General features: G+C 69.3%; 16 protein-coding genes. 8 read left to right on the top strand and 8 right to left on the bottom strand.

All coding sequences use genetic code 11. The features are described 5' to 3' along the window. Positions 1-14: 14 nt before the first annotated feature. Together SY91_RS11910 and SY91_RS11905 are read right to left on the bottom strand one after the other, a co-directional pair. Positions 15-1685, bottom strand: a complete 1671-nt coding sequence (locus SY91_RS11910; RefSeq protein WP_185921154.1) for a bifunctional protein tyrosine phosphatase family protein/NAD(P)/FAD-dependent oxidoreductase — start codon at positions 1683-1685, stop codon at positions 15-17. A gap of 27 nt (positions 1686-1712) precedes the next feature. Then, positions 1713-2597, bottom strand: coding sequence for an MBL fold metallo-hydrolase (locus SY91_RS11905; RefSeq protein ID WP_185920929.1), 885 nt, complete (start codon positions 2595-2597; stop codon positions 1713-1715). 253 nt (positions 2598-2850) lie between these two features. On the opposite strand from SY91_RS11905, the gene SY91_RS11900 reads away from it, so the two are divergent. Next, positions 2851-4233, top strand: coding sequence for a sigma-54 interaction domain-containing protein (locus tag SY91_RS11900; RefSeq protein ID WP_185920928.1), 1383 nt, complete (start codon positions 2851-2853; stop codon positions 4231-4233). A gap of 83 nt (positions 4234-4316) precedes the next feature. Next, positions 4317-4841, top strand: coding sequence for a M949_RS01915 family surface polysaccharide biosynthesis protein (locus SY91_RS11895; RefSeq protein ID WP_185920927.1), 525 nt, complete (start codon positions 4317-4319; stop codon positions 4839-4841). Between the two features lie 93 nt (positions 4842-4934). Here SY91_RS11895 and SY91_RS11890 read toward each other — a convergent pair whose 3' ends face one another. From SY91_RS11890 to SY91_RS11875, 4 genes are all read right to left on the bottom strand, one after another. Further along, positions 4935-5963, bottom strand: coding sequence for a MerR family transcriptional regulator (locus tag SY91_RS11890; protein WP_006475954.1), 1029 nt, complete (start codon positions 5961-5963; stop codon positions 4935-4937). 124 nt (positions 5964-6087) lie between these two features. Next, complete coding sequence (locus tag SY91_RS11885; protein WP_185920926.1) at positions 6088-7656, bottom strand: efflux transporter outer membrane subunit; 1569 nt, start codon at positions 7654-7656, stop codon at positions 6088-6090. Positions 7657-7658: 2 nt separating this feature from the next. After that, the gene (locus tag SY91_RS11880) at positions 7659-10805 is read right to left on the bottom strand and encodes an efflux RND transporter permease subunit (RefSeq protein WP_006475956.1); all 3147 of its coding nucleotides are present in this window, start codon (positions 10803-10805) and stop codon (positions 7659-7661) included. Further along, positions 10802-11911, bottom strand: coding sequence for an efflux RND transporter periplasmic adaptor subunit (locus SY91_RS11875; RefSeq protein ID WP_185920925.1), 1110 nt, complete (start codon positions 11909-11911; stop codon positions 10802-10804). The genes SY91_RS11880 and SY91_RS11875 overlap by 4 nt, the downstream gene beginning before the upstream one ends. Before the next feature lie 188 nt (positions 11912-12099). Here SY91_RS11875 and SY91_RS11870 point away from each other — a divergent pair, with 188 nt between their 5' ends. Further along, complete coding sequence (locus SY91_RS11870; protein ID WP_006475958.1) at positions 12100-12720, top strand: TetR/AcrR family transcriptional regulator; 621 nt, start codon at positions 12100-12102, stop codon at positions 12718-12720. Positions 12721-12756: 36 nt separating this feature from the next. Here SY91_RS11870 and SY91_RS11865 read toward each other — a convergent pair whose 3' ends face one another. Both SY91_RS11865 and SY91_RS11860 read right to left on the bottom strand, forming a co-directional pair. Beyond that, complete coding sequence (locus SY91_RS11865; protein ID WP_034174115.1) at positions 12757-14490, bottom strand: ClcB-like voltage-gated chloride channel protein; 1734 nt, start codon at positions 14488-14490, stop codon at positions 12757-12759. Between the two features lie 115 nt (positions 14491-14605). After that, positions 14606-15691, bottom strand: a complete 1086-nt coding sequence (locus tag SY91_RS11860; RefSeq protein WP_027814158.1) for a YeiH family protein — start codon at positions 15689-15691, stop codon at positions 14606-14608. Positions 15692-15802: 111 nt separating this feature from the next. On the opposite strand from SY91_RS11860, the gene SY91_RS11855 reads away from it, so the two are divergent. The 5 genes from SY91_RS11855 to SY91_RS11835 all read left to right on the top strand — a co-directional run bounded on the left by SY91_RS11855 (position 15803) and on the right by SY91_RS11835 (position 21016). Further along, positions 15803-16696, top strand: coding sequence for a LysR family transcriptional regulator (locus tag SY91_RS11855; protein WP_006475961.1), 894 nt, complete (start codon positions 15803-15805; stop codon positions 16694-16696). Positions 16697-16856: 160 nt separating this feature from the next. Further along, the gene (locus SY91_RS11850; protein WP_034174117.1) at positions 16857-17621 is read left to right on the top strand and encodes a sugar phosphate isomerase/epimerase family protein; all 765 of its coding nucleotides are present in this window, start codon (positions 16857-16859) and stop codon (positions 17619-17621) included. A 36-nt stretch (positions 17622-17657) separates the two neighbouring features. Continuing rightward, positions 17658-18650 carry a sugar kinase gene (locus SY91_RS11845; protein WP_124477818.1) on the top strand — a complete coding sequence of 331 codons (993 nt, stop codon included), beginning with the start codon at positions 17658-17660 and terminating at the stop codon, positions 18648-18650. Positions 18651-18765: 115 nt separating this feature from the next. Continuing rightward, positions 18766-20046 carry an MFS transporter gene (locus SY91_RS11840; RefSeq protein WP_006475964.1) on the top strand — a complete coding sequence of 427 codons (1281 nt, stop codon included), beginning with the start codon at positions 18766-18768 and terminating at the stop codon, positions 20044-20046. Positions 20047-20050: 4 nt separating this feature from the next. Next, positions 20051-21016 carry a 2-hydroxyacid dehydrogenase gene (locus tag SY91_RS11835; RefSeq protein ID WP_077218648.1) on the top strand — a complete coding sequence of 322 codons (966 nt, stop codon included), beginning with the start codon at positions 20051-20053 and terminating at the stop codon, positions 21014-21016. Positions 21017-21304 lie beyond the last annotated feature (288 nt).

Raw genomic sequence — 21304 nt, 5'->3', positions numbered from 1 at the left:
TCATCGTGCTCCGGTCAACGGGCGATCGCGGGCTTCGCGAGCCATTCGCGGCCCTTGAGCATCGCCTTCCAGTAGAGCGGCGGCAGCACGCGCTCCTTGAGCAGCCACGCGAGCCGCGACGGGCGTTTGCCGTCGATGAGCCACGCGGGGAAGGTCGGCGCGACCTTGCCGCCGTAGAGGAATTCGGCGAGCACGATCTTGCCGCGCTCGACGGTGAGCGGGCACGAGCCGTAGCCGTCGTAGGCGGCGTCGCCGTACGCGCGGCCGAGCGATGCGAGCAGGTTGTGCGCGACGACGGGCGCCTGCTTGCGGGCAGCCGCGGCCGTTTTCGCATTGGTCGTGTTGGTGACGTCGCCGAGCGCGTAGATGTCCTCGAACTGCTTGTGGCGCAGCGTCGCCGGATCGACGTCGATCCAGCCGGCCGCGTCGGCGAGCGGGCTCGCACGCACGAAATCGGGCGCCTTCTGCGGCGGCACGACGTGGATCATGTCGAACGAACGCTCGACGGTTTCCTTGCCGCCGTTGGGCAGCGCGTGCGAGAACGTCGCACGGCGCGCGGGCCCGTCGATCGCGACGAGGTTGTGGCCGAACGACAGCGCGATGTCGTAGCTTTCCACGTACTCCATCAGCGCGGGTACGTAATCGGCGACGCCGAACAACGCGCCGCCCGCATTCAGGAATTCGACGTTCGCGGCGTCGAGGCGCCCCGTGCGCCGCCAGTGATCGCACGACAGGTACATCGCCTTTTGCGGCGCGCCCGCGCACTTGATCGGCATCGGCGGCTGCGTGAAGAGCGCATTGCCGCCGCGGAACGCGCGCACGAGCTCCCACGTGTACGGCGCGAGATCGTAGCGATAGTTCGACGTGACGCCGTTGTGGCCGAGCGTGTCGGCGAGGCCGTCGATCGCGTGCCAGTCGAGCTTGAGCCCCGGGCATACGACGAGCTTGCGATAACCGATGCGCCGGCAGCCGTCGAGCACCACGACGTGCGCGTCGGGCTCGAAGCCCGCGACGGCGGCCCGGATGCGGTGCACGCCGCGCGGCAGCACGTCGGTCATCGGCCGCGCGGTAGTGCCGGGCTGGAACACGCCCGCGCCGACCATCGTCCAGCCGGGCTGGTAATAGTGGACGTCGGCGGGATCGATCACCGCGATGTCGAGCGACGCGTCGCGCGCGAGCAGGCTCGACGCGACGGCGATGCCGGCCGCACCGGCGCCGACGATCACGATGTCGTGCCGTGCGTCGACGGCCGGCGCCGTGTGGCGGCTGTTTTGCGTGACACGCGATGCAAGCGCGCTCAGGTCGTAGCCGGCTGCGCCGGCGGTGGCGACGAGGTGGTCCAGCGGACGCAGCCCCGCCTGCGACAGCGCCCACAGCGTGGCCGAGCGCGTGCCGCTGCGGCAGTACGCGAGTACAGGCCCGTCGAGCGACGCGACGAGCGCGCCGAACCGCGCGGCCTGGTCGTCGGTCACCTTGCCGGTATCGACCGGCAGGTAATGCACGTCGATGCCGAGCGGCGTGGCGGCCGCGCGGATTTCGGTGACGGTCGGCTGGTCGGCGCCTTCGCCGTCGGGCCGGTTGCAGATGATCGCGCGGATGCCCGCCGCGTGAAGCGCGGGCAGGTCGGCCGCCGCGATCTGCGGCGAGACCGACAGCGTGTCGGTCAGCTTGCGGATGGTGGTCATGTCGGGGTTCTCGGTGGGGTGCAGCACTCAGATCGCGTCGAGCGGAATCTTCAGGTAGCGCACGCCGTTGTTCTCGGGTTCGGGCAGGTGGCCGGCGCGCATGTTGACCTGCACGGACGGCAACATCAGCACCGGCATGTCGAGCGTCGCGTCGCGCGCGGTGCGCATCGCGACGAAATCGTCCTCGCTCACGCCGTCCTTCACGTGCACGTTCGCGCGGCGCTGCTCGGCGACGGTCGTCACGAACTGCACGTCGCGGCCGCCCGGCTGGTAGTCGTGGCACAGGAACAGGCGCGTGTCGGTGGGCAGCGCGAGCACGCGCGCGATCGAGCGGTACAGCGTGCGCGCGTCGCCGCCGGGGAAGTCGCAGCGGGCCGTGCCGTAGTCGGGCATGAACAGCGTGTCGCCGACGAACGCCACGCGCTGCGTCGCGTCGTCCACGCAGTAGGTCATGCACGCGGGCGTGTGGCCCGGCGTGTGCAGCGCGCGGATCGTCAGCGCGCCGAGCGCGAGCGTGTCGCCGTCGTCGACGAGCCGGTCGAACTGGCGGCCGTCTTCCGCGAAGCCCGGCCCCGCGTTGAACAGCGTGCCGAACACGTGCTGCACGCGGCGCACGTGCGAACCGATCGCGATCTGGCCGCCGACCCGTGCTTTCAGGTAGGGCGCGGCCGACAGGTGGTCGGCATGGACGTGCGTCTCCAGCAGCCAGTGCACGGTCGCGCCGAGTTCGGCGACGCGCGCGATCAGCCGGTCGGCGCTGGCGGTGCGCGTGCGGCCGGATTTCGGGTCGTAGTCGAGCACGCTGTCGATCAGCGCGCACGCGCGGCTCGCCGTATCGAGCAGGAGATAGCTGACGGTGTGGGTGGCCGGGTCGAAAAAACCTTCGACCGACAGGGCGGGGGCGTTGCTCACGGGGTGTCCTCGATCGGGTTCTGCATCTGCAATCGCGGTCTTTGTCTCAAGAAGCGTGCCAGTCTGCGACGCAGCATCTGCCGATGTGGCAGGGGCTTGATTCAGCACGGATTTTCGGGGCGTCGGCGGCCCTGAGGAAGTGGCGGCGACATCCGGCGGCAGACGAGGACTGCCACAACTGGCAGTGTCGTGGCAGAATTGGCAGCCAGCCTGGCAGTCCGTCCGGGCGCCCCTTCGCCGAGCGAGCCGCCGCATGAATCCGCACGACACCATTCCGATCGTCCCTGTTCCGCGCCGCGCCGCGATGCCGGACGTCCGCGCGCTCGTCGCGTATCTCGAGCAGGATCCGCAGCCGATGATCGTGGTCGATCCCGACTACCGGATCCTCGCGGCGAACGATGCGTACCGGCGCCAGTTCGGCGTGGCCGGCGTCGAGCATGTGGGCCGGCACTGTTTCCAGGTGTCGCACCACTACGACGTGCCGTGCGACCAGGCCGGCGAGCATTGCCCGATGAAGCAGGCGCTCGAGTCGCGCGGGCTGAACCGCGTGCTGCACATCCATCACACGCCGCGCGGCCCCGAGCATGTCGACGTCGAGCTGCGGCCGATCTTCGATGCACACGGCAACGTGATCGCGTACGTCGAGCGGCTGACGACGGTGCGTAGCGCGTCCGCGCAGCCGAGCGCGGAAGGGCTCGTCGGCGGCTCCGATGCATTCAACGCGGCGCTCGGCGCGCTGCAGCGCGTGGCACCCTCGACGCTGCCGGTGCTGCTGCTCGGCGAATCGGGCACCGGCAAGGAGTTGTTCGCCCGCGCGCTGCACGAGGCGAGCGACCGCGCGATGGGGCCGTTCGTCGTCGTCGATTGCTCGGGGATCGCCGAGACGCTGTTCGAGAGCGAACTGTTCGGCTACGAGAAGGGCGCGTTCACCGGCGCGAACCAGCGCAAGCCGGGCCTCGTCGAAACCGCGCAGGGCGGCACGCTGTTTCTCGACGAGATCGGCGACGTGCCGCTGCCGATGCAGGTGAAGCTGCTGCGGCTGATCGAATCGGGCACGTTCCGGCGCGTGGGCGGCGTCGAGGCGCTGCGTGCGGATTTCCGGCTGGTCGCGGCCACGCACAAGCCGCTGCGCGAGATGATCGACGACGGCCGGTTCCGGCAGGATCTTTACTACCGGATCAACGCGTTTCCGATTCCGCTGCCGGCGCTGCGCGAACGGCAGGGCGACGTCGCGCTGCTGGCCGAATCGATCCTGCGGCGGATCGCGAACACGCGCGGCAACGCGGGCGACGCGAATGCGCGGCCATTCACGCTGACCGAGCGCGCGCGGGCGTGCCTCGATGCATATGCGTGGCCCGGCAACATCCGCGAGCTGCGCAACGTGCTCGAACGCGCGTGCCTGTTCGCCGACGACGGGACGATCCGCGTCGAGCATCTGCCGGCCGAACTCGTCGCGGCAGCGGCGGCGCCGCACGCGCAGGCGGCGGACGCGCGCGGCGTGTCGGATGCCGAGCTGGTTCGTATCGCGCGCACGTTCGACGGCACGCGCAAGGCGCTGGCCGAGCAGCTCGGATTGAGCGAGCGGACGCTGTACCGGCGGATGAAGGCGCTCGGCCTCGGCTCGCGCGAGCGCTGAACGGGCGGGGCGCGCGCGGCTGGCGGCGGCACGCGGCTTTGTCGATAATGGCGCGTTCGATTTCAGCGCTTTCGCTCCCACCGATGAAAAGACATGCCCTTTCGCGTTGCCTGTGGCTCGCAGTCGCAGCGCTGGCCAGCCCGGCGCACGCCGCCGACTACACGTGGACCGATGCGGCCGGCGCACACGCGGTGACGCTCGCCAGAACCGCGGCCGGCGACGACGTCGAGCTCAAGGTGTCCGCGACGCTCGACGGCCACCCCGACTGGACGGTGCGCGACTACGTGAAGGATTGCCCGGTCGACGTGATTCTCGACGTCGTGCCGAAGTCGATCGAAATGCGCGACCTGCTCGGCAACGGCCGCAAGCAGTTCCTGTTCGCGTACAAGATCGGTTGCCGGGGAGACGTGAGCGCCGATCAGGTGAAGTACTTCCTGATCGACGCGGGCACCAAATACGTGCTGCGCGGCGAGGAAACCGTCATGGTCAACGGCAAGTTCGTCGACGGCGGCGCGGCGCCCGTGCCGAATGCAGATCTGAAGGCGCAGCCCGAGTTTCTGCGTCACATGATGAAGCGCTGGCGCGCGGTCAGCTTGCGCAACGACTAGGCGGGCGCCCGGCCGTCGTGCGCGCGATACCGGCTGCCCATGGTGAAACGGGCGGCACACGGGAACCCCGCCTGACGCCCGCCCGTCATGCGATCAACGCGCCGGCGCCAACTGCGCCATCGCTTCGCGCACGAAACCGAGCAGCGTGTCGTCGGTCCACGAATCCTTCGTCAGCGCCGGCTCGTTCATCAGCGCGTGGCGGAATTTCGCGTGCGTGGCCGGATCGTGGCCCGCGTAGCTGCAGAACAGCTCGAGCCAGCGCTGCGCGAGCGCGCGGCCTTGCGGCGAATCGGGCTGCGCGCCCGCATCGATCGCGTCGCGCACGTCGGCCATCAGTTGCGGCCATTCCATCGCGCGTTCGGCGTAGTGCGCCCGCATGAAGCGGACCTCGTCCGGCTCCAGATACTTCTCGAAGAGCCGCATCTTCGTTTCCGATGAAGCGCGCAGCACATAGTCGCGCAACGCGGTCGAAATGCCGATCTTCGACTGCATCGACGGTTCGTGCTCGTGCATCAGGTTCAGCTTCGCGAGCAGGCGCGGATCATTGTTCGTGTCGCGCACCAGTTGCGCCATCCAGCGCGAGGCGAGCGCACGGACGCGCTCGTCCTCGGCGGGCACGCCCGCCTCGTGCAGCGCGCGCACTTCGGCAACGAGCGCGGTCCATTCCGCGTCGCCCGCCTGGCTCTTCTGGTACATCGGCAGGCGCGCGAGTTCTTCCTCGGAGAAATATTTGTCGTACACGGTCATCAACTCCAGTGTGGTGAGCCAATCGGCCAGTTCCGGCTCGGTGCCCGCCGCGAGCTGCGCATGCAGGCTCGCGAGCCGCTCGCGCAGCTGTGCGGTTTGCGCGAGCTGGCGGTCGAGCGACGCGATCTGCTTCGCGACGAGATCGACGAGCGGGGTACCGGGCTGGTTCAAGTAATCGCCGATTTCGGCGAGCGACAGTCCGAAGCGACGCAGGGCCTGGATCTGGTGAAGCCGGGCGATGTCGTCGCGGTCGTACAGCCGGTAGCCGTTGTCGGCGCGCGCCGAAGGCGTCAGCAGACCGATTGCGTGATAGTGATGAAGCGTGCGGACGGTCAGCCCGCTGCGTTTCGCCAGGTCTCCCACTTTCAGCCGCATTCGTTCCTCCGTTCGGTGCGCACACTGGAGTCTCGAACGTTACGCTACGTGAGGGTCAAGCGGAAGATCGGCGATCGGACGCGCGTGTCGGGAATCCGTACGCGCGTCCGATCGAAGGGGCTGGTTATTGCGCCGAAGGGACGGCGGCGTCGGGCGTGGCGGCGCGTGCTTGCGTGCCGGCCGTGCCGTCGCCGGCCGCGTGGCCGGTTTTAACGGACTTGTCGCCGGTGTCGGCCGGCGGCGTGCCCATCGCCTGGTAAAGCCGCGCGGTATCCGCGAACCGTGCGCCGGTCGCGCGAATCTCGTCGAGCCGCGCATTGCGGTACTGCAGCTCGCTCGCGCGCGCCGCCGACGGCGGCAACGCACCGAGCCGCACGCGGGCGGCCGCGTCGTCGTACGCGCCCCGTGCGGACAGCGCGGCGCGCGACGATGCATCGAGCGCCTCCGCGTCGTGCTCGAGCGCCGCGAGCGAATCGGCGACGTTCTGGAACGCGCCGAGCACCGCCTGCTTGTACTGGTCGACCGCGGCCTCGTAGGTCGCTTTCGCCGCGCGGCGCTGGGCGAGCAGCGCGCCGCCATGGAAGATCGGCTGGCTCAGCGACGCGCCGACGTTCCAGATCGCGCCGGCGCCCGACAGCATCGCCGGCCAGCTGAAGCCGCCTTTGCCCATCGCCGCCGACAGCGACAGTTGCGGAAACATCTGCGCGGTCGCGAGGCCGACTTCGGCGGCGGCGGCCTTCAGCCCCGCGTCGGCGGCCTGGATGTCGGGGCGGCTTTGCAGCAGGTCCGACGGCACGACGACGGGCACCTGCTCGGGCAGGTGCAGATCGGTGAGCGCGAGATCGGCCGGCGGCCGGTCGGGCGTGCGGCCGACCAGCACCGCGAGCGCGTGACGCGCCGAGTCGCGCTGCTGGCGTAGCGCGGGCAGGCTCGCGGCGAACGTGTCGGCGCTTTGCCGGGCGTTCAACGCGTCGCTGCGCGAGGCCGAACCGAGCGCATGGCGGCGCTCCGCGTCATGCGCCTGGTCGTTCGCGAGCGCGACGAGCCGCTCGGTCGTGTCGATCTGCGCATTGAGCACCGACACGGTGATCGATGCGGTGACGATGTTCGCGGCCAGCGCGCGCCGCGCGGATTCGAGCTGGAACGCGCTGACGTCGACGCGTTTCGCGAGCGCGCGGTTCGCGAAGCGCGACACGCCGAACAGGTCGACCGTGTAGCTCGCCTGCAGTTGCCCGACGAACGTGTCGTACAGCAGCGTCGGCGCGCCGAGCGCGGGAATCGGCACGCCGAGCGCGCGCTGGCGCGTGGCCTGGCCGCCCGCGTCGATCGACGGCAGCATCGAGCTGCCGATCTGACCGCGCAACTGTTCGCGCGCGGCATCCAGCGAATGCGACGCCGCGCTCAGCGTCGGGCTGTTGCGCAGCCCTTCGTCGACGAGCGCGTTCAGCGCATCGGAACGGTACTGTTTCCACCAGTCCGGCACCGGCTGCGCGCCGACCTCGAACTGCTGCGCGACGCCGTGCGCGGACACGGTCTGCTCGACTTGCGGCGCGGCGCCGTAGTGCGCGGGCGACGGCATCGCGGGCGGCTCGCCGCTCGGCGCGAACCACGCGCAGCCCGCGAGCGGGCCGGCCAGGCTCGCCACCGTGAGCGCCCGCACGGCTTTCGTTTTCAGGGTCATCGATCGATCCATGGTCAGGCTCCCGACGGCGCGGCAGGCGTGCCGCCGGGCGGCGGGCCGTCCTGCGGGTCGCGTTCGTCGCGCTTCACGCGGAACCACGTCGCGTACAGCGCGGGCAGGTAGAACAGCGTCAGCACGGTCGCGCTCGTGATGCCGCCCATCAGCGCGGTCGCCATCGGCCCGAAGAAGTTCGAGCGCAGCAGCGGGATCAGCGCGAGCACCGCGGCCGCGGCCGTCAGCGTGATCGGCCGGAAGCGCCGCACGGTCGCGCCGATGATCGCGTCGACACGGCCGTGGCCGGCCGCGATGTCCTGCTCGATCTGGTCGACCAGGATCACCGAGTTGCGCATGATGATCCCGAACATCGCGATCACGCCGAGCATCGCGACGAAACCGAACGGCTGGCCGAACAGCAGCAGCGTCGCGACCACGCCGATCAGCCCGAGCGGCGCGGTCAGCACGACCATCAGCACGCGCGAGAAGCTCTGGAGCTGGATCATCAGCAGCGTGAACACGGCGATCGCCATCAGCGGCATCTGCGCGTTGATCGACTTCTGCGCCTTCGCGCTTTCCTCGACCGAGCCGCCGATGTTGATCTGATAGCCGACCGGCAACTGCGCGCGCAGCGCATTCAGCTTCGCGTCGACCGCATGCGTGACGTCGATGCCCTGGGCGCCGGCGCGCACGTCCGACTGCACGGTGATGGTCGGCTGGCGGTCGCGCTCCCACACGACGCCGTATTCGAGCGTCGGCGTGAAGCGGCCGAGCGAGCCGAGCGGCACGGGGCCGTTCGGCGTCGGCAGCGCGAGGCCCGCGAGCTTGGCCGGATCGACGCGGTCGGCGCGCGGCGCGCGCAGGTCGACGGCGATCAGCTTGTCGCGCTCGCGATACTGCGTGACGGTCGTACCGGACAGCGTCATCGCGAGGAAGCTCGACACGTCCTGCGACGTGACGTTCAGCTCGCGCGCCTTCTTCTGGTCGAGCTCGAAGCGCACCGAGCGCTCGGCGGGCTCGTCCCAGTCGAACTGCACGTTGACCGTGCGCGCATCGCCGCGCATCGTCGCCGCGACCTTCTCGGCGATCGAGCGGACCGTCGCGATGCTGTCGCCGCTCACGCGGAACTGCACCGGATAGCCGACCGGCGGGCCGTTCTCGAGCCGCGACAGGCGCCAGCGCACGGCCGGGAACGTGTCGCGCAGCGTGGTTTCGAGCCAGGTCGCGAGTTTCTCGCGATCCTCGACCGATTTCGCGGTGATCACGAACTGCGCGAAGTTCGGCAGTTGCAGCTGCTGGTCGAGCGGCAGGTAGAAGCGCGGCGCGCCGCTGCCGACGAAGTTCACCGCATGGTCGATCTCGGGCCGCTTGGCGATCACTTTCTCGAGACGCTCGGTCTCGCGCAGCGTCGCCGCGAACGACGCGCCTTCGGGCAGCCGCAGGTCGACCAGCAGCTCGGGCCGGTCGGAGCTCGGGAAGAACTGCTGCGGCACCAGCGAGAAGCCCATCATCGCGACGACGAAGAGGGCGCCCGTGATCAGCAGCACGACGAAGCGCCGCTCGATGCACCAGTCGATCCAGCCGCGCAGCCGCCGGTAGAAGCGCGTGTCGTAGATGTCGTGCTCGTGATCGTCGGGCAGGTGCGCCTCGTGCGCGTGCCGCTTGCGCTCGGGCAGCAGGTGGAAGCCGAGCAGCGGGATCAGCACGACGGCCGCGAACCACGACGCGACCAGCGCGATCGCCGACACCTCGAAGATCGAGCGCGTGTATTCGCCGGTGCTCGATTTCGCGAGCGCGATCGGCAGGAAGCCCGATACCGTGACGAGCGTGCCCGTCAGCATCGGGAACGCGGTGCTGGTGTACGCGAACGCGGCGGCGCGCGCGCGGGTGTAGCCCTGTTCGAGCTTCACGGCCATCATCTCGACCGCGATGATCGCGTCGTCGACGAGCAGCCCGAGCGCGAGCACGAGCGTGCCGAGCGACACCTTGTGCAGCCCGATGTCGAACAGGTACATGAACAGCGCGGTGACCGCGAGCACGACCGGAATCGAGATCACGACGACCATCCCGGTGCGCAGCCCCAGCGACACGAGGCTCACGACCAGCACGATCGCCACCGCCTCGGCGACGGCTTCGAGGAAGTCGTCGACCGAATGCGAGACCGCGTGCGGCATGCTCGACACCAGCGTCAGCTTGAGGCCGGCCGGCAGTTGCGCCTGCAGGTCCTTCGATTCGGCGTCGAGCGCCTTGCCGAGCCGGATCACGTCGCCGCCCGGCTGCATCGTCACGCCGATGCCGAGCACGGCATGGCCGTTGGTTCGCATCTGCGTGACTTGAGGATCGTCGTAGCCGCGTTTCACGGTGGCGAGATCGCCGAGCCGGAACGTGCGGCCGTTGATGCGGATCAGCGTATTGGCGATCGCATCGACGTTGTCGAACTGGCCGCTCGGCCGCACGAACACGCGATCGTCGGCGGTCGTCAGCACGCCGGCCGACGAGATGTCGTTCTGCGCGTTGATTGCCTGGCCGAGCTGCTGCGGCGAGATGCCGAGGCGCGTGAGCTGCGCGTTGTTGACCTCGATGAAGATCCGCTGGTCGGGGTCGCCGAAATAGTCGACCTTGCCGACGCCCGGCACGCGCAGCAGCACGGTGCGCAACTGGTCCGCGTAGTCGTGCAGTTGCGCGGGCGTGAAGCCGTCGCCCTCGAGCGTCCAGATGTTGGTGTAGACGTCGCCGAATTCGTCGTTGAAGAACGGGCCCTGCACGCCGGGCGGCAGCGTATAGCCGATGTCGCCCACCTTCTTGCGGATCTGGTACCAGGTTTCGGGCACGTCCTTCACGGGCGCCGAATCCTTCATCGTGAAGAAGATCAGCGATTCGCCGGGGCGCGAATAGCTGCGCAGGAAGTCGATGGCCGGCGTTTCCTGCAGCTTGCGGCCGATCCGGTCGGTCACCTGTTCCTGCACCTGTCGCGCGCTCGCGCCGGGCCAGAAGGTGCGGATCACCATCACGCGGAACGTGAACGGCGGGTCTTCGGATTGCGCGAGCCGCGTATAGGCGAGGATGCCCGCGAGCGTCGCGAGCGCGATCAGGTAGACGACCAGCGCCTGGTGGCGCAGCGCCCACGCGGACAGGTTGAAGCGGCCTTCTTCGTGGGAGACGCTCACGATGCGAAGTCCTCCGGGTGCAGCGGCGCGATCGCGCGCACCTTCTCGCCCGCGCTGACCGTATGCACGCCCTGCAGCACGACGCGCTCGCCCGGCTGCAGCCCGTGCGAGACGGTGACGGTGCGCTCGTTGAAGCGCGCGACGTCGACCCGTCGCAACTCGAGCGTGTCGTCCTTGGTGCGCACGATCCACACGGCCGGATGCGGGCCGTCGTGGAACAGCGCGGTCGCGGGCAGCGTGATCGGCTGCGCGTCGCCGGCGGCCGGCGCGCCGTCGAACGCGACGTCCGCGGTCATGCCGAGCCGGATCGCCGGATCGGGCGTGCCGAGCGTGAGCTTCACGCGGTAGGTGCGGCTTTGCGGATCGGCGGCCGGCGCGATTTCGCGCACCTTCGCGGCGAATTGTCGGCCCGGCAGCGACGGCAGCGTGACGGTGGCCGCATGACCGGGCGCGAGCGACGCGAGCGCGGCCTCGGGCACGTCGCTGACCACGTCGACGTCGCCCGACCACGCGAGCTGGTAGACCGGCTGGCCGGCCGACACGTTCTGGCCGGTATCGGCCTGTTCGGCGGTGATGGTGCCCGCATGATCGGCGACGAGCGTCGCGTAGCGCAGCTGGTTCTTCGCGAGCGCGAGCTGCTGCTGCGCCTGGTCGCGCTGCGCGAGCGCCGACGTGTAGCTGTTCTGGGTCTGTTCGAGCTGCGCGGTCGCGATCAGGTTTTCGCGGGCCTGCGCACGATCGCGATCGAGCTGTTGCTTCGCGAACGCGAGGCTGTGCGACGCGGCATCGAATTGCGCCTGCGCACTCGCGGCGTTCTTCTCGACGTCGGACGGATCGAGGAGCGCGACGACCTGGCCGACTTTCACCGTGTCGCCGAGCCGAACCTTGCGCTCGATGATCTTGCCGGCGATGCGGAACGACAGCGGCGTTGCATAGCGCGGCTGGATGTCGCCGGGCAGCGTGCGCGCGACCGCGGCGGTGTCGGCCCGCGCGGGCAGCGCGACGACGGGGCGCGGGGCGGGTGGTGCGGATTCTTTCGGATGACAGGCGGCAAGGACGAGCGCGGCGCCGATCAGCAGCGCGGCGCGGGAACCGGAGCGATTCACGAAACCCCCAGGTGAGGTGGAGCGGAACGAAGCCGGCAAGCGCGGCAGGCGCTTGCCCCAAGCGGCGCCGGCAGCGGCGCACACGGACAGACGAACGACATCGTCAGAAACTGTGGCGAATTCTAATACACACCTGTATCTGAATGCAAAGATGAATCTGAAAGGGAAGGGATGCTAGACTGCGCGGCATGAAACCACAGCGCTTAACTCGCGAGCAGAGCAGGGACCAGACGCGCGAACGTCTGCTGAAAGCCGCGCATCGCATTTTTCTGAAGAAAGGGTATGTGGCCGCGAGCGTCGAGGACATCGCGGCGGCCGCCGGCTACACGCGCGGCGCGTTCTACTCGAATTTCCGCAGCAAGTCCGACCTGTTGCTGGAATTGCTGGAGCGCAACCACGAGGAGGTGCAGGCCGACTTCGTCGCGATTTTCGAAGGGGGCGGCACGCGCGAGCAGATGGAATCGATGTCGCTCGCGTACTACCGGACGCTGTTTCGCGACGACGAGTACTCGCTGCTGTGGGGCGAGGCGAAGCTGCAGGCGGCGCGCGACGCGAAGTTCCGCGTGCGCTTCAACCAGTTCCTGCACGGCAAGCGCGTGCAGATGGCCGAATTCATCCAGCGCTTCGCCGAGCGCTCTGGCACGCCGCTGCTGCTGCCGGCCGATACGCTCGCGTTCGGGCTGATGTGCCTGTGCGACGGCGTGCAGTCGTACTACACCGCCGATCCGCAGCACGTGTCGGCCGACGTGGCCGAGTCGGTGCTTGGCGGGTTCTTCGCGCGGGTCGTGCTGGGGCGTGCGCCGGACTGACCAGCGCGGGCGGTGCGAGTGGAGCGGCGACGCGCGTCAGCGTTCGCCGGTCATCCGCCGGTACGCGTCGAGCAGCGACGTCTTGTAGACCACGCCCGCGAGCGTCGGCTCGGCTTCGCTCTCGATCACCGGCAGGCGTTCGCCCTGGAATGCCATGAAGCGCTGGAGCGCGGTCGCGAGCGGCATGTCGGGCGTGAGCAGCGGAAACGGCGTGTGCGCGTAGTGCGCGGCCGTCTTGTCGGTCGTGTCGCGCTTGTCGAGCAAATCGGACGTGATGTCCTTCAACGCGACCGCGCCGCGAAAGCGCCCGGCATCGTCGGTCACGTACAGATACTTCACCGGATATTCGAGAAACACGCGCGTCATGTCGGCGACGCTCGCGGTGAGCGGCACGACCGTCTGCGCGGGCTGGATCAGCTCGCGCATCTGCGTGGTACGCAGCCGCTGTCGCTCCTGCGCGTCCTGGTAGTGGTGCTGCGTGATTTCGTACATCGACGTCGTGCCGGTCGCGCGCGCGACGAAATACGCGAACACGCACGACACCAGCAGCGGCAGCACGACCTGATAGCTCAGCGTCATCTCGAAGATCATCAGGATCGCCATCAGCGGCGCCTGCGTGGCGCCCGCCATGAACGCGCCCATCCCGACGATCGCGTACGCGAAATACGCGGACGTATGGCCGGGCCACAGCGCGTCCATCGCGAGCCCGAACAGCGAGCCGAACACGGCGCCGACGAACAGCGTCGGCGTGAATACGCCGCCGATCGCGCCCGAGCCGGCCGTCGCGGCGGTCGCGATTACCTTGAACACGAGGACCGCGACGAGCGCCTGCCAGGTCCACGGCGCATGGAGGATGTGGTTCACGACGCTGTAGCCGTTGCCCCACACGTCCGGAATCCACACCGAGATCACGCCGACGACCAGGCCGCCGAGCGCGAGCCGCACGGGCAACGGCACGGGCAGCCGCTTGAACTGCGTCTTCGACGCGTCGAGCAGGTGCAGGAACTGCGGCGCGAGCACGCCGCACAGCGCGCCGAGCACGACGAACGGCAGCACCTCGGCGCCGGTCACGGCCGGAAACACCGGCATCTCGTACGGCGGCCGATAGCCGGCGAATTCGCGCATCACGATGTTCGCGACGACCGACGCGACGACCATCGGCCCGAAGCTCTCCATCGCGATCGTGCCGAGCACGATTTCCGACACGAAAAAGGCGCCGGCGATCGGCGCGTTGTACGCGGACGTGATGCCGGCCGCCGCCCCGCACGCGACCAGCAGGCGCAGGCGCGGCGGGTCGAAGTGCGCGAAGCGGCCGACGAGCGACGCGGCGAGCGCCGCGAGCTGCACCATCGGGCCTTCGCGGCCGATCGAGCCGCCGCTGCCGATCGTCAGCAGCGACGACACGCTGCGCCACAGGCTCTGCCGTACCGGCACGACGCCGTTGCCGAGCGCGACCGACTCCATGTAGTCGGTCTTGGCGGCCTCCTTGTCGCCGCGCGTCGCGAGCAGCAGCACGCAGCCGGCGAGGAAGCCGCCCGCGGCCGGCATCCAGAACCGCAGGTACCACGGCAGGCTCTTCGCCATCTGCACGAAGCTGCCGCTGTGCCCCGAGATCAACCGCTGCATCAGGTCGATGCCTTCGCGAAACGCCATCGTCGCAAAGGCGCCGCCGACGCCGACGATGGCCGACCAGATCAGCATCGTATGGGCGTCCGACAGGCGGAACAGCGTTCGGGCGCGAGTGCGCAGCTTCAGCAGGAACGAGAGCACGGCTGAAAGGGGGCGATGGAAAACGACGCGAAGCATAGCACTGCGCCGCGCCCGCGGGACCGCCTCGTGGGGCTTCCCGTCGGGCGCGGCGCGCGAACCGTCGCGGACGTGCGGCTCAGCCAAGCCAGTGCTGCACGGCCCAGGTGATCCCGTAGCCGCCGGCGATCAGCCACACGTTCAGGATCAGGCCGGTCATCAGTGCACGCGGGCCGGCTGCGCGGATCTGCGCGACGCGCGTCTCGATGCCGAGTGCGGTCATGGCCATCGTCAGCGCGAAGGTGTCGAGCACGTTCAGCGTATGCGTGACGTCCGCGGGCAATACGTTCAGCGAATTGACGATCACGAAGCCGAGGAAGCCGAGCGCGAACCAGGGCACCGCCACCTTGCGCTGGCGTTGCGTGCCGCCGGCCGTGTCGTGAGCCGCGCGCGCGGAACGGGACGAACGGGCGAGCCACCAGCCGAGCGCGAGCAGCACGGGCACCAGCAGCATCACGCGCGTCATCTTCACGATCGTCGCGACGTGCACGACCTCCGGGCTGATGTCGCTCGCCGCGCCGACCACCTGCGCGACTTCGTGGATCGTGCCGCCGAAGAACAGGCCGAGGCCGGCCGGATCGAGGTTCAGCAGCCCGGCGTGGTAGGCGAGCGGATACAGGAACATCGACAGCGTGCCGAACAGCACGACGCTGCCCACCGCCATCGCGCTCTGGTGCGGCTTCGACTGCAGCGTCGACTCGAACGCGAGCACCGCGGCCGCGCCGCAGATCGCGCTGCCGGCGGCGGTCAGCAGCGCGGCGTCGCGGTCGAGCTTCATCAGCTTCATGCCGACCCAGGTGCCGATCGCGAGCGTGCTGACGACGATCAGTACCGACACCGCGAGGCCCGGCAGCCCGACCTGCGCGATCTCCTGCAGGCTCACGCGCAAGCCGAAGAACGCGACCGCGATGCGCAGCAGCTTGCGGGCGGAGAAATTGACGCCGGCCGCCCAGCTGGCCGGCATGCCGTCGCGCAGTGCGTTGCCGTACAGCGCGCCGGCGACGATGCCGACGATCAGCGGCGACAGGCCGAGCCCCGCGATCGCGGGAAGCTCGGACAGGCTCGTGACGGCGGCGGCGAATAGCGCGACGAACAGCACGCCGTTCAACTGGCCGCGCATCGACGGCGCGGCGTGGCTGAGAGGGGGAGTCGGAGCAGTGGACATGGAGCACCGTGATGGAGCGTGTGGCGATGGTGTAATCCTAATTTCGTTATATCGATATGAAAAATTGTGATTTGTGACATAAACTATCCGGAAAGCCGATAATTCATACCCATGACCCCGGATCAACTGATAACGTTCGCCGCCGTCGCCGAGCATCTGAACATCAGCCGCGCCGCCGTGGCGCTGCATCTGTCGCAGCCGGCCGTGTCGGGCCAGTTGCGGCTGCTGCAGGATGAGTTCGGCGAGTCGCTGTACCAGCGCGACGGCCGCGGCATCCGCCTGACGCCGGTCGGCGAACAGCTCGCGCAATACGCGAAGGCGCAGCGCGACACGTTCGCGCAGGCGCGTGCGTTTCGCGACGCGGTGCGCGGGCTGGAAGCCGGCACGCTGCGCATCGGCGCGAGCACGACGCCCGCGAGCTACCTGCTGCCGTACCTGATCGCGGCGTTCCAGCCGCACGCGCCGCGCGTGTCGATCCAGACGATGAGCGGCAATACGGCCGACGTGGTCGCGGCGCTGCCGTCGCTCGACATCGCGCTGATCGAAGGGCCGCCCGGCGAGGCGCTGCCGCCGGGCACGGCCGTGCACGCGTGGCACGAGGACGAGATCGTCGCGATCGTGCCGGCCGGCCATCCGCTCGCGGCGCCCGGCTACGACGCGGGCGTGACGCTCGACGCGCTGGCCGCGCATCCGCTCGTGCTGCGCGAGGCGGGCTCCGCGGTGCGGCAGCTCGTCGAACGCGCGTTCGCGCATGGCGGCGCGCCGATGCGTGTCGCGTTCGAGATCGCGGGGGTCGAGGCGGTGAAGGAGGCCGTGCGCGCGGGGATGGGTGTCGGGTTCGTGTCCGCGATGTCGCTGCGTCACGAGGATGCGGCGCTCGTGCCGCGCTCGCTGGCGCCCGCGCCGCTCACGCGGCATTTCTCGATTCTCGTGCCGCATGGCGGCGCGCCGTCGCGGGTCGCCGCGCAATTCCTCGAAATGAGTCTCGCGCAGGACCTCGCATAGGCGCCGACACCGTGCCGGGAACGCGCGTTGCGCGCTGGCGGACGCGTATTCATGGGACAACCGGGCCTTAGGGATTTCCTCTATGGCGTGGGTCCGAAGCGAAGCGCACCATCCGTCTCAAGCAAATGGAACCGGTTCCATTCCGGTGAAAAAGGGCAACATGGCAGACATCGTGATCGTGGCGAGCGCATTCGGGATGGACCGGGTGCGCCAAGAGGGCCACAGTGCATTCATCGCGACCGTGGCGGCATCCGGCGCGACCGGTTTCGAGGTGCGGCGCGAACTGTTCGCGTCGGACGACGATACGGCGCCCGGCGCGCTGGCCGCGCTCGGTGCGCAGATCGCCGGCCACGGACTGTGGTCGGTCTATTCGACCCCCGACTCGCTGTATACCCAAACGGGTGCGCTCGACGTCGACGCCTTGCGCGACGCACTCGCGCAAGCCGACGCGCTCGGCGCGCGCTTCGTGAAATTCCAGCTCGGCGGCTTCGCCGGCGACGCGCATGCGGCCGAGATCGTCGCGCTGTCGCGCGGGGCGCGGGCTCGCGTGGTGGTCGAGAACGGCCAGCCCGAGATCGGCGGCGCGTTCGCGCAGTTCCGCGGGCTGTTCGACGCGCTCGCCGATGCCGGCCTGCCCGATGCGCTCGGGATGACCTTCGACATCGGCAACTGGCAGTGGCGCGGTGAAGCGCCGCTCGACTGCGCGCAGGTGCTCGCGCCGCACGTGGAATACATTCATTGCAAGACCATCGAAGGCGAGGGCGCGCGTCGTTTCGCCGTTGCGCCGGCGCCGAACGATCCGCTCGTGACCGGCGTGCTCGCGGCGCTGCCGCAGCACGCGCCGCGCGGCATCGAGTTCCCGTTCGACGCGGCCGACCTGGCGGGCGATGCCTGCCGGCGGGTCGCGTGGCTCGCGACCGCGTGACCACGTGACCGCAGCAGGATTCTGAGGAGTTCAGTCATGAAAGCAGCACTCGATGTCGTGACCTACGGCGAAGCGATGGCGATGTTCGTCGCGACGGAGCCCGGCCATCTCGCGCACGCCGGGCAATTCGCGAAGCGGATCGCCGGCGCCGACCTGAATGTCGCGATCGGCCTGTCGCGGCTCGGTTTCCGGGTCGGCTGGATGAGCCGGGTCGGCCGCGATTCGTTCGGCCGCTACGTGCTTGACACGCTGGCGCGCGAGGGCATCGACGCGTCGTGCGTGACCGTCGACCCGCGCTACCCGACCGGTTTCCAGCTGAAGTCGCGCAACGACGACGGTAGCGACCCGACCGTCGAATATTTCCGCAAGGGTTCGGCGGCGAGCCACCTGTCGTGCGACGACTACGTGGCCGACTACGTGCTCGGCGCGCGCCACCTGCACCTGACCGGCGTCGCGCCGGCGATCTCGGCGACGTCGTGCGAACTCGCGTTCCGGCTCGCGCGCGAGATGCGTGCGGCCGGCAAGACGATCTCGTTCGACCCGAACCTGCGCCCGACGCTGTGGCCGTCCGCGGACGTGATGGCGAAGACGCTGAATGCGCTCGCGACGCTCGCCGACTGGGTGCTGCCGGGCCTCGCCGAAGGGCGGCAACTCACCGGGCACGACAGGCCGGCCGACATCGCGGGCTTCTATCTCGCGCAGGGCGTGCGCGGCGTCGTGATCAAGCTCGGCGAGCAGGGCGCGTATTTCCGCACGGCCGACGGCCGCGAAGGCACGGTCGCCGGCGAGCGCGTCGACAAGGTCGTCGATACGGTCGGCGCCGGCGACGGCTTCGCGGTCGGCGTGGTCAGCGCGCTGCTCGAAGGGCGCAGCGTCGAGCAGGCGGTCGCACGCGGCAACCGGATCGGTGCGCTCGCGATCCAGGTGATCGGCGATTCGGAAGGATTGCCGACGCGCGACGCGCTCGACCGACTCGAAAAGGTCAGCAATCACGCCGATCGCTTAGAGGAAACCGTCACCGCGCAATGAGAGGCCGGACACGGCACAATCCGCGGATCCATTTCGTGCGCGACGCACAGTAGTTTTGTTCGAGGCCGGGCAGGCGCCAGCGCGCCCACTCCGGTCCATATACGGAGACACTCTCATGGCAGCCAATCTCGCAGCCCGTCGGTGGTGGACGATCATGCCGATCGTCTTCATCACCTACAGCCTCGCTTACCTCGATCGCGCGAACTACGGGTTCGCGGCGGCGGCCGGCATCAACCAGGATCTCGGCATCAGCAAGGGCCTGTCGTCGCTGATCGGCGCGCTGTTCTTCCTCGGCTACTTCTTCTTCCAGATTCCCGGCGCGATCTACGCGGAACGCCGCAGCGTGAAGAAGCTCGTGTTCGTCAGCCTCGTGCTGTGGGGCGGCTGCGCGGCGCTGACCGGCGTGGTCAGCAACATCCCGTCGCTGATGGCGATCCGCTTCGTGCTGGGCGTCGTCGAGGCGGCCGTGATGCCGGCGATGCTGATCTACATCAGCAACTGGTTCACGAAGAACGAGCGCTCGCGCGCGAACACGTTCCTGATCCTCGGCAACCCGGTCACCGTGCTGTGGATGTCGATCGTGTCGGGCTATCTCGTGCATGAATTCGGCTGGCGCCACATGTTCATCGCCGAAGGCGTGCCGGCCGTCATCTGGGCCGTGTGCTGGTGGTTCCTCGTGCAGGACAAGCCGGCCGATTCGCCGTGGTTGAGCGCGCAGGAAAAGCGCGACCTCGACGCCGCGCTCGCGGCCGAGCAGGCGGCGATCAAGCCCGTGCGCAACTATGGCGAGGCGTTCCGTTCGCCGGCCGTGATCAAGCTGTGCGCGCAGTATTTTTGCTGGAGCATCGGCGTGTACGGCTTCGTGCTGTGGCTGCCGTCGATCGTGAAGAACGGTTCCGATCTCGGGATGGTCGCGACCGGCTGGCTGTCCGCGCTGCCGTACCTCGCGGCGACGATCGCGATGCTCGCCGCTTCGTGGGCATCCGACAAGGTTGGCTCGCGCCGCGGCTTCGTGTGGCCGTTCCTGCTGGTCGGCGCGGCCGCGTTCGCCGCGTCGTATGCGCTCGGTTCGTCGCATTTCTGGATTTCGTACGCGCTGCTGGTCGTCGCGGGCGCCGCGATGTATGCGCCGTACGGCCCGTTCTTCGCGATCGTGCCGGAACTGCTGCCGAAGAACGTCGCCGGCGGCGCGATGGCGCTGATCAACAGCATGGGCGCGCTCGGCTCGTTCGTCGGCTCGTACTTCGTCGGCTACCTGAACGGTGCGACCGGGTCGCCCGTCGCGTCGTACGCATTCATGAGCGCCGCGCTCGTCGCCGCGGTGATCCTCACGCTGTCCGTCAAACCCCAGGCGCGCGATGCGCATCCGCTCGCGGCGCCGCTGCAAGGAAAATGAAACGATGAAGCCCCGTATCGTCGCGTACAAGCCGCTGCCCGATGACGTTCTCGCGTACCTGCGCGAGCATGCGGACGTCGTGCAGGCCGACGGCGCCGACGCGCTCGCCGCCGCGCTCGGCGACGCGGACGGCGCGATCGGCGCGAGCCTGAAGGTCACGCCGCAGATGCTCGATCGCGCGCCGCGGCTGAAGGCGTGGTCGACGATCTCGGTCGGTTACGACAACTTCGACGTCGCCGATTTCACGCGGCGCGGCATCGTGCTCGCGCATACGCCGGACGTGCTGACCGAGTCGACGGCCGATACGGTGTTTTCGCTGATCCTGGCCTCCGCGCGGCGCGTGGTCGAACTGGCCGAATGGGTGAAGGCCGGCAACTGGCATCGCAGCATCGGCCCGGACCTGTACGGCACCGACGTGCAGGGCAAGACGCTCGGCATCGTCGGGCTCGGGCGGATCGGCGGCGCGGTCGCGCGCCGCGCGGCGCTCGGCTTCCGGATGCAGGTGTTGTACGCGAACCGGTCCGCGCATGCCGAGGCCGAGACGCAGTACGGCGCCCGGCGCGTGACGCTCGACGAGTTGCTCGCGCAGTCCGATTTCGTGTGCCTGCAGGTGCCGCTGTCGCCCGACACGCGCCACCTGATCGGCGCGCCCGAATTCGCGAAGATGAAACGCGGCGCGATCCTGATCAATGCATCGCGCGGGCCCGTGGTCGACGAAGCCGCGCTGGTCGACGCGCTGCGCGCGGGGACGATCCGCGGCGCGGGGCTCGACGTGTTCGAGAAGGAGCCGCTGCCGGCGGATTCGCCGCTGCTGCAGATGAAGAACGTCGTCGCGCTGCCGCATATCGGCTCGGCGACGCACGAGACGCGCCATGCGATGGCGCGCTGCGCCGCGGAAAACCTCGTCGGCGCGCTGGCCGGCACGCTGCGCACGAATCTCGTCAATCCGGATGCGCTGGCGCACGCCTGAGCCGCCCGAGGCAACCGGCCGGCACGGTGCCGGCACCGTTAGAGTCGATGATCTTGGTGCCGAAGGGCTGGCTGCGTTATGATCGCCCGCGCTCGTCGTATCGACGGCCGGCCACGCGGCCGGCGGCGTCGCGCGACGGGCATCCGCGCCAGCTCCGGTGCGGCCGACTGCCGTAGCACGCTGCTGGCGGGCGCGGCTCGACCGCGCAGCACCGGGCCAGCGCAGGCGCCGACGCGCCAGGACAGGGGAGGCCGCCGGTTGGCTTACGTTTCCAACAACAAAGGTCCG

Source organism: Burkholderia cenocepacia, from assembly GCF_014211915.1.
Lineage (GTDB): Bacteria > Pseudomonadota > Gammaproteobacteria > Burkholderiales > Burkholderiaceae > Burkholderia > Burkholderia orbicola.
Note: the sequence above shows the minus strand (reverse complement) of the source record. Positions and strands in the feature narration are given on the sequence as shown.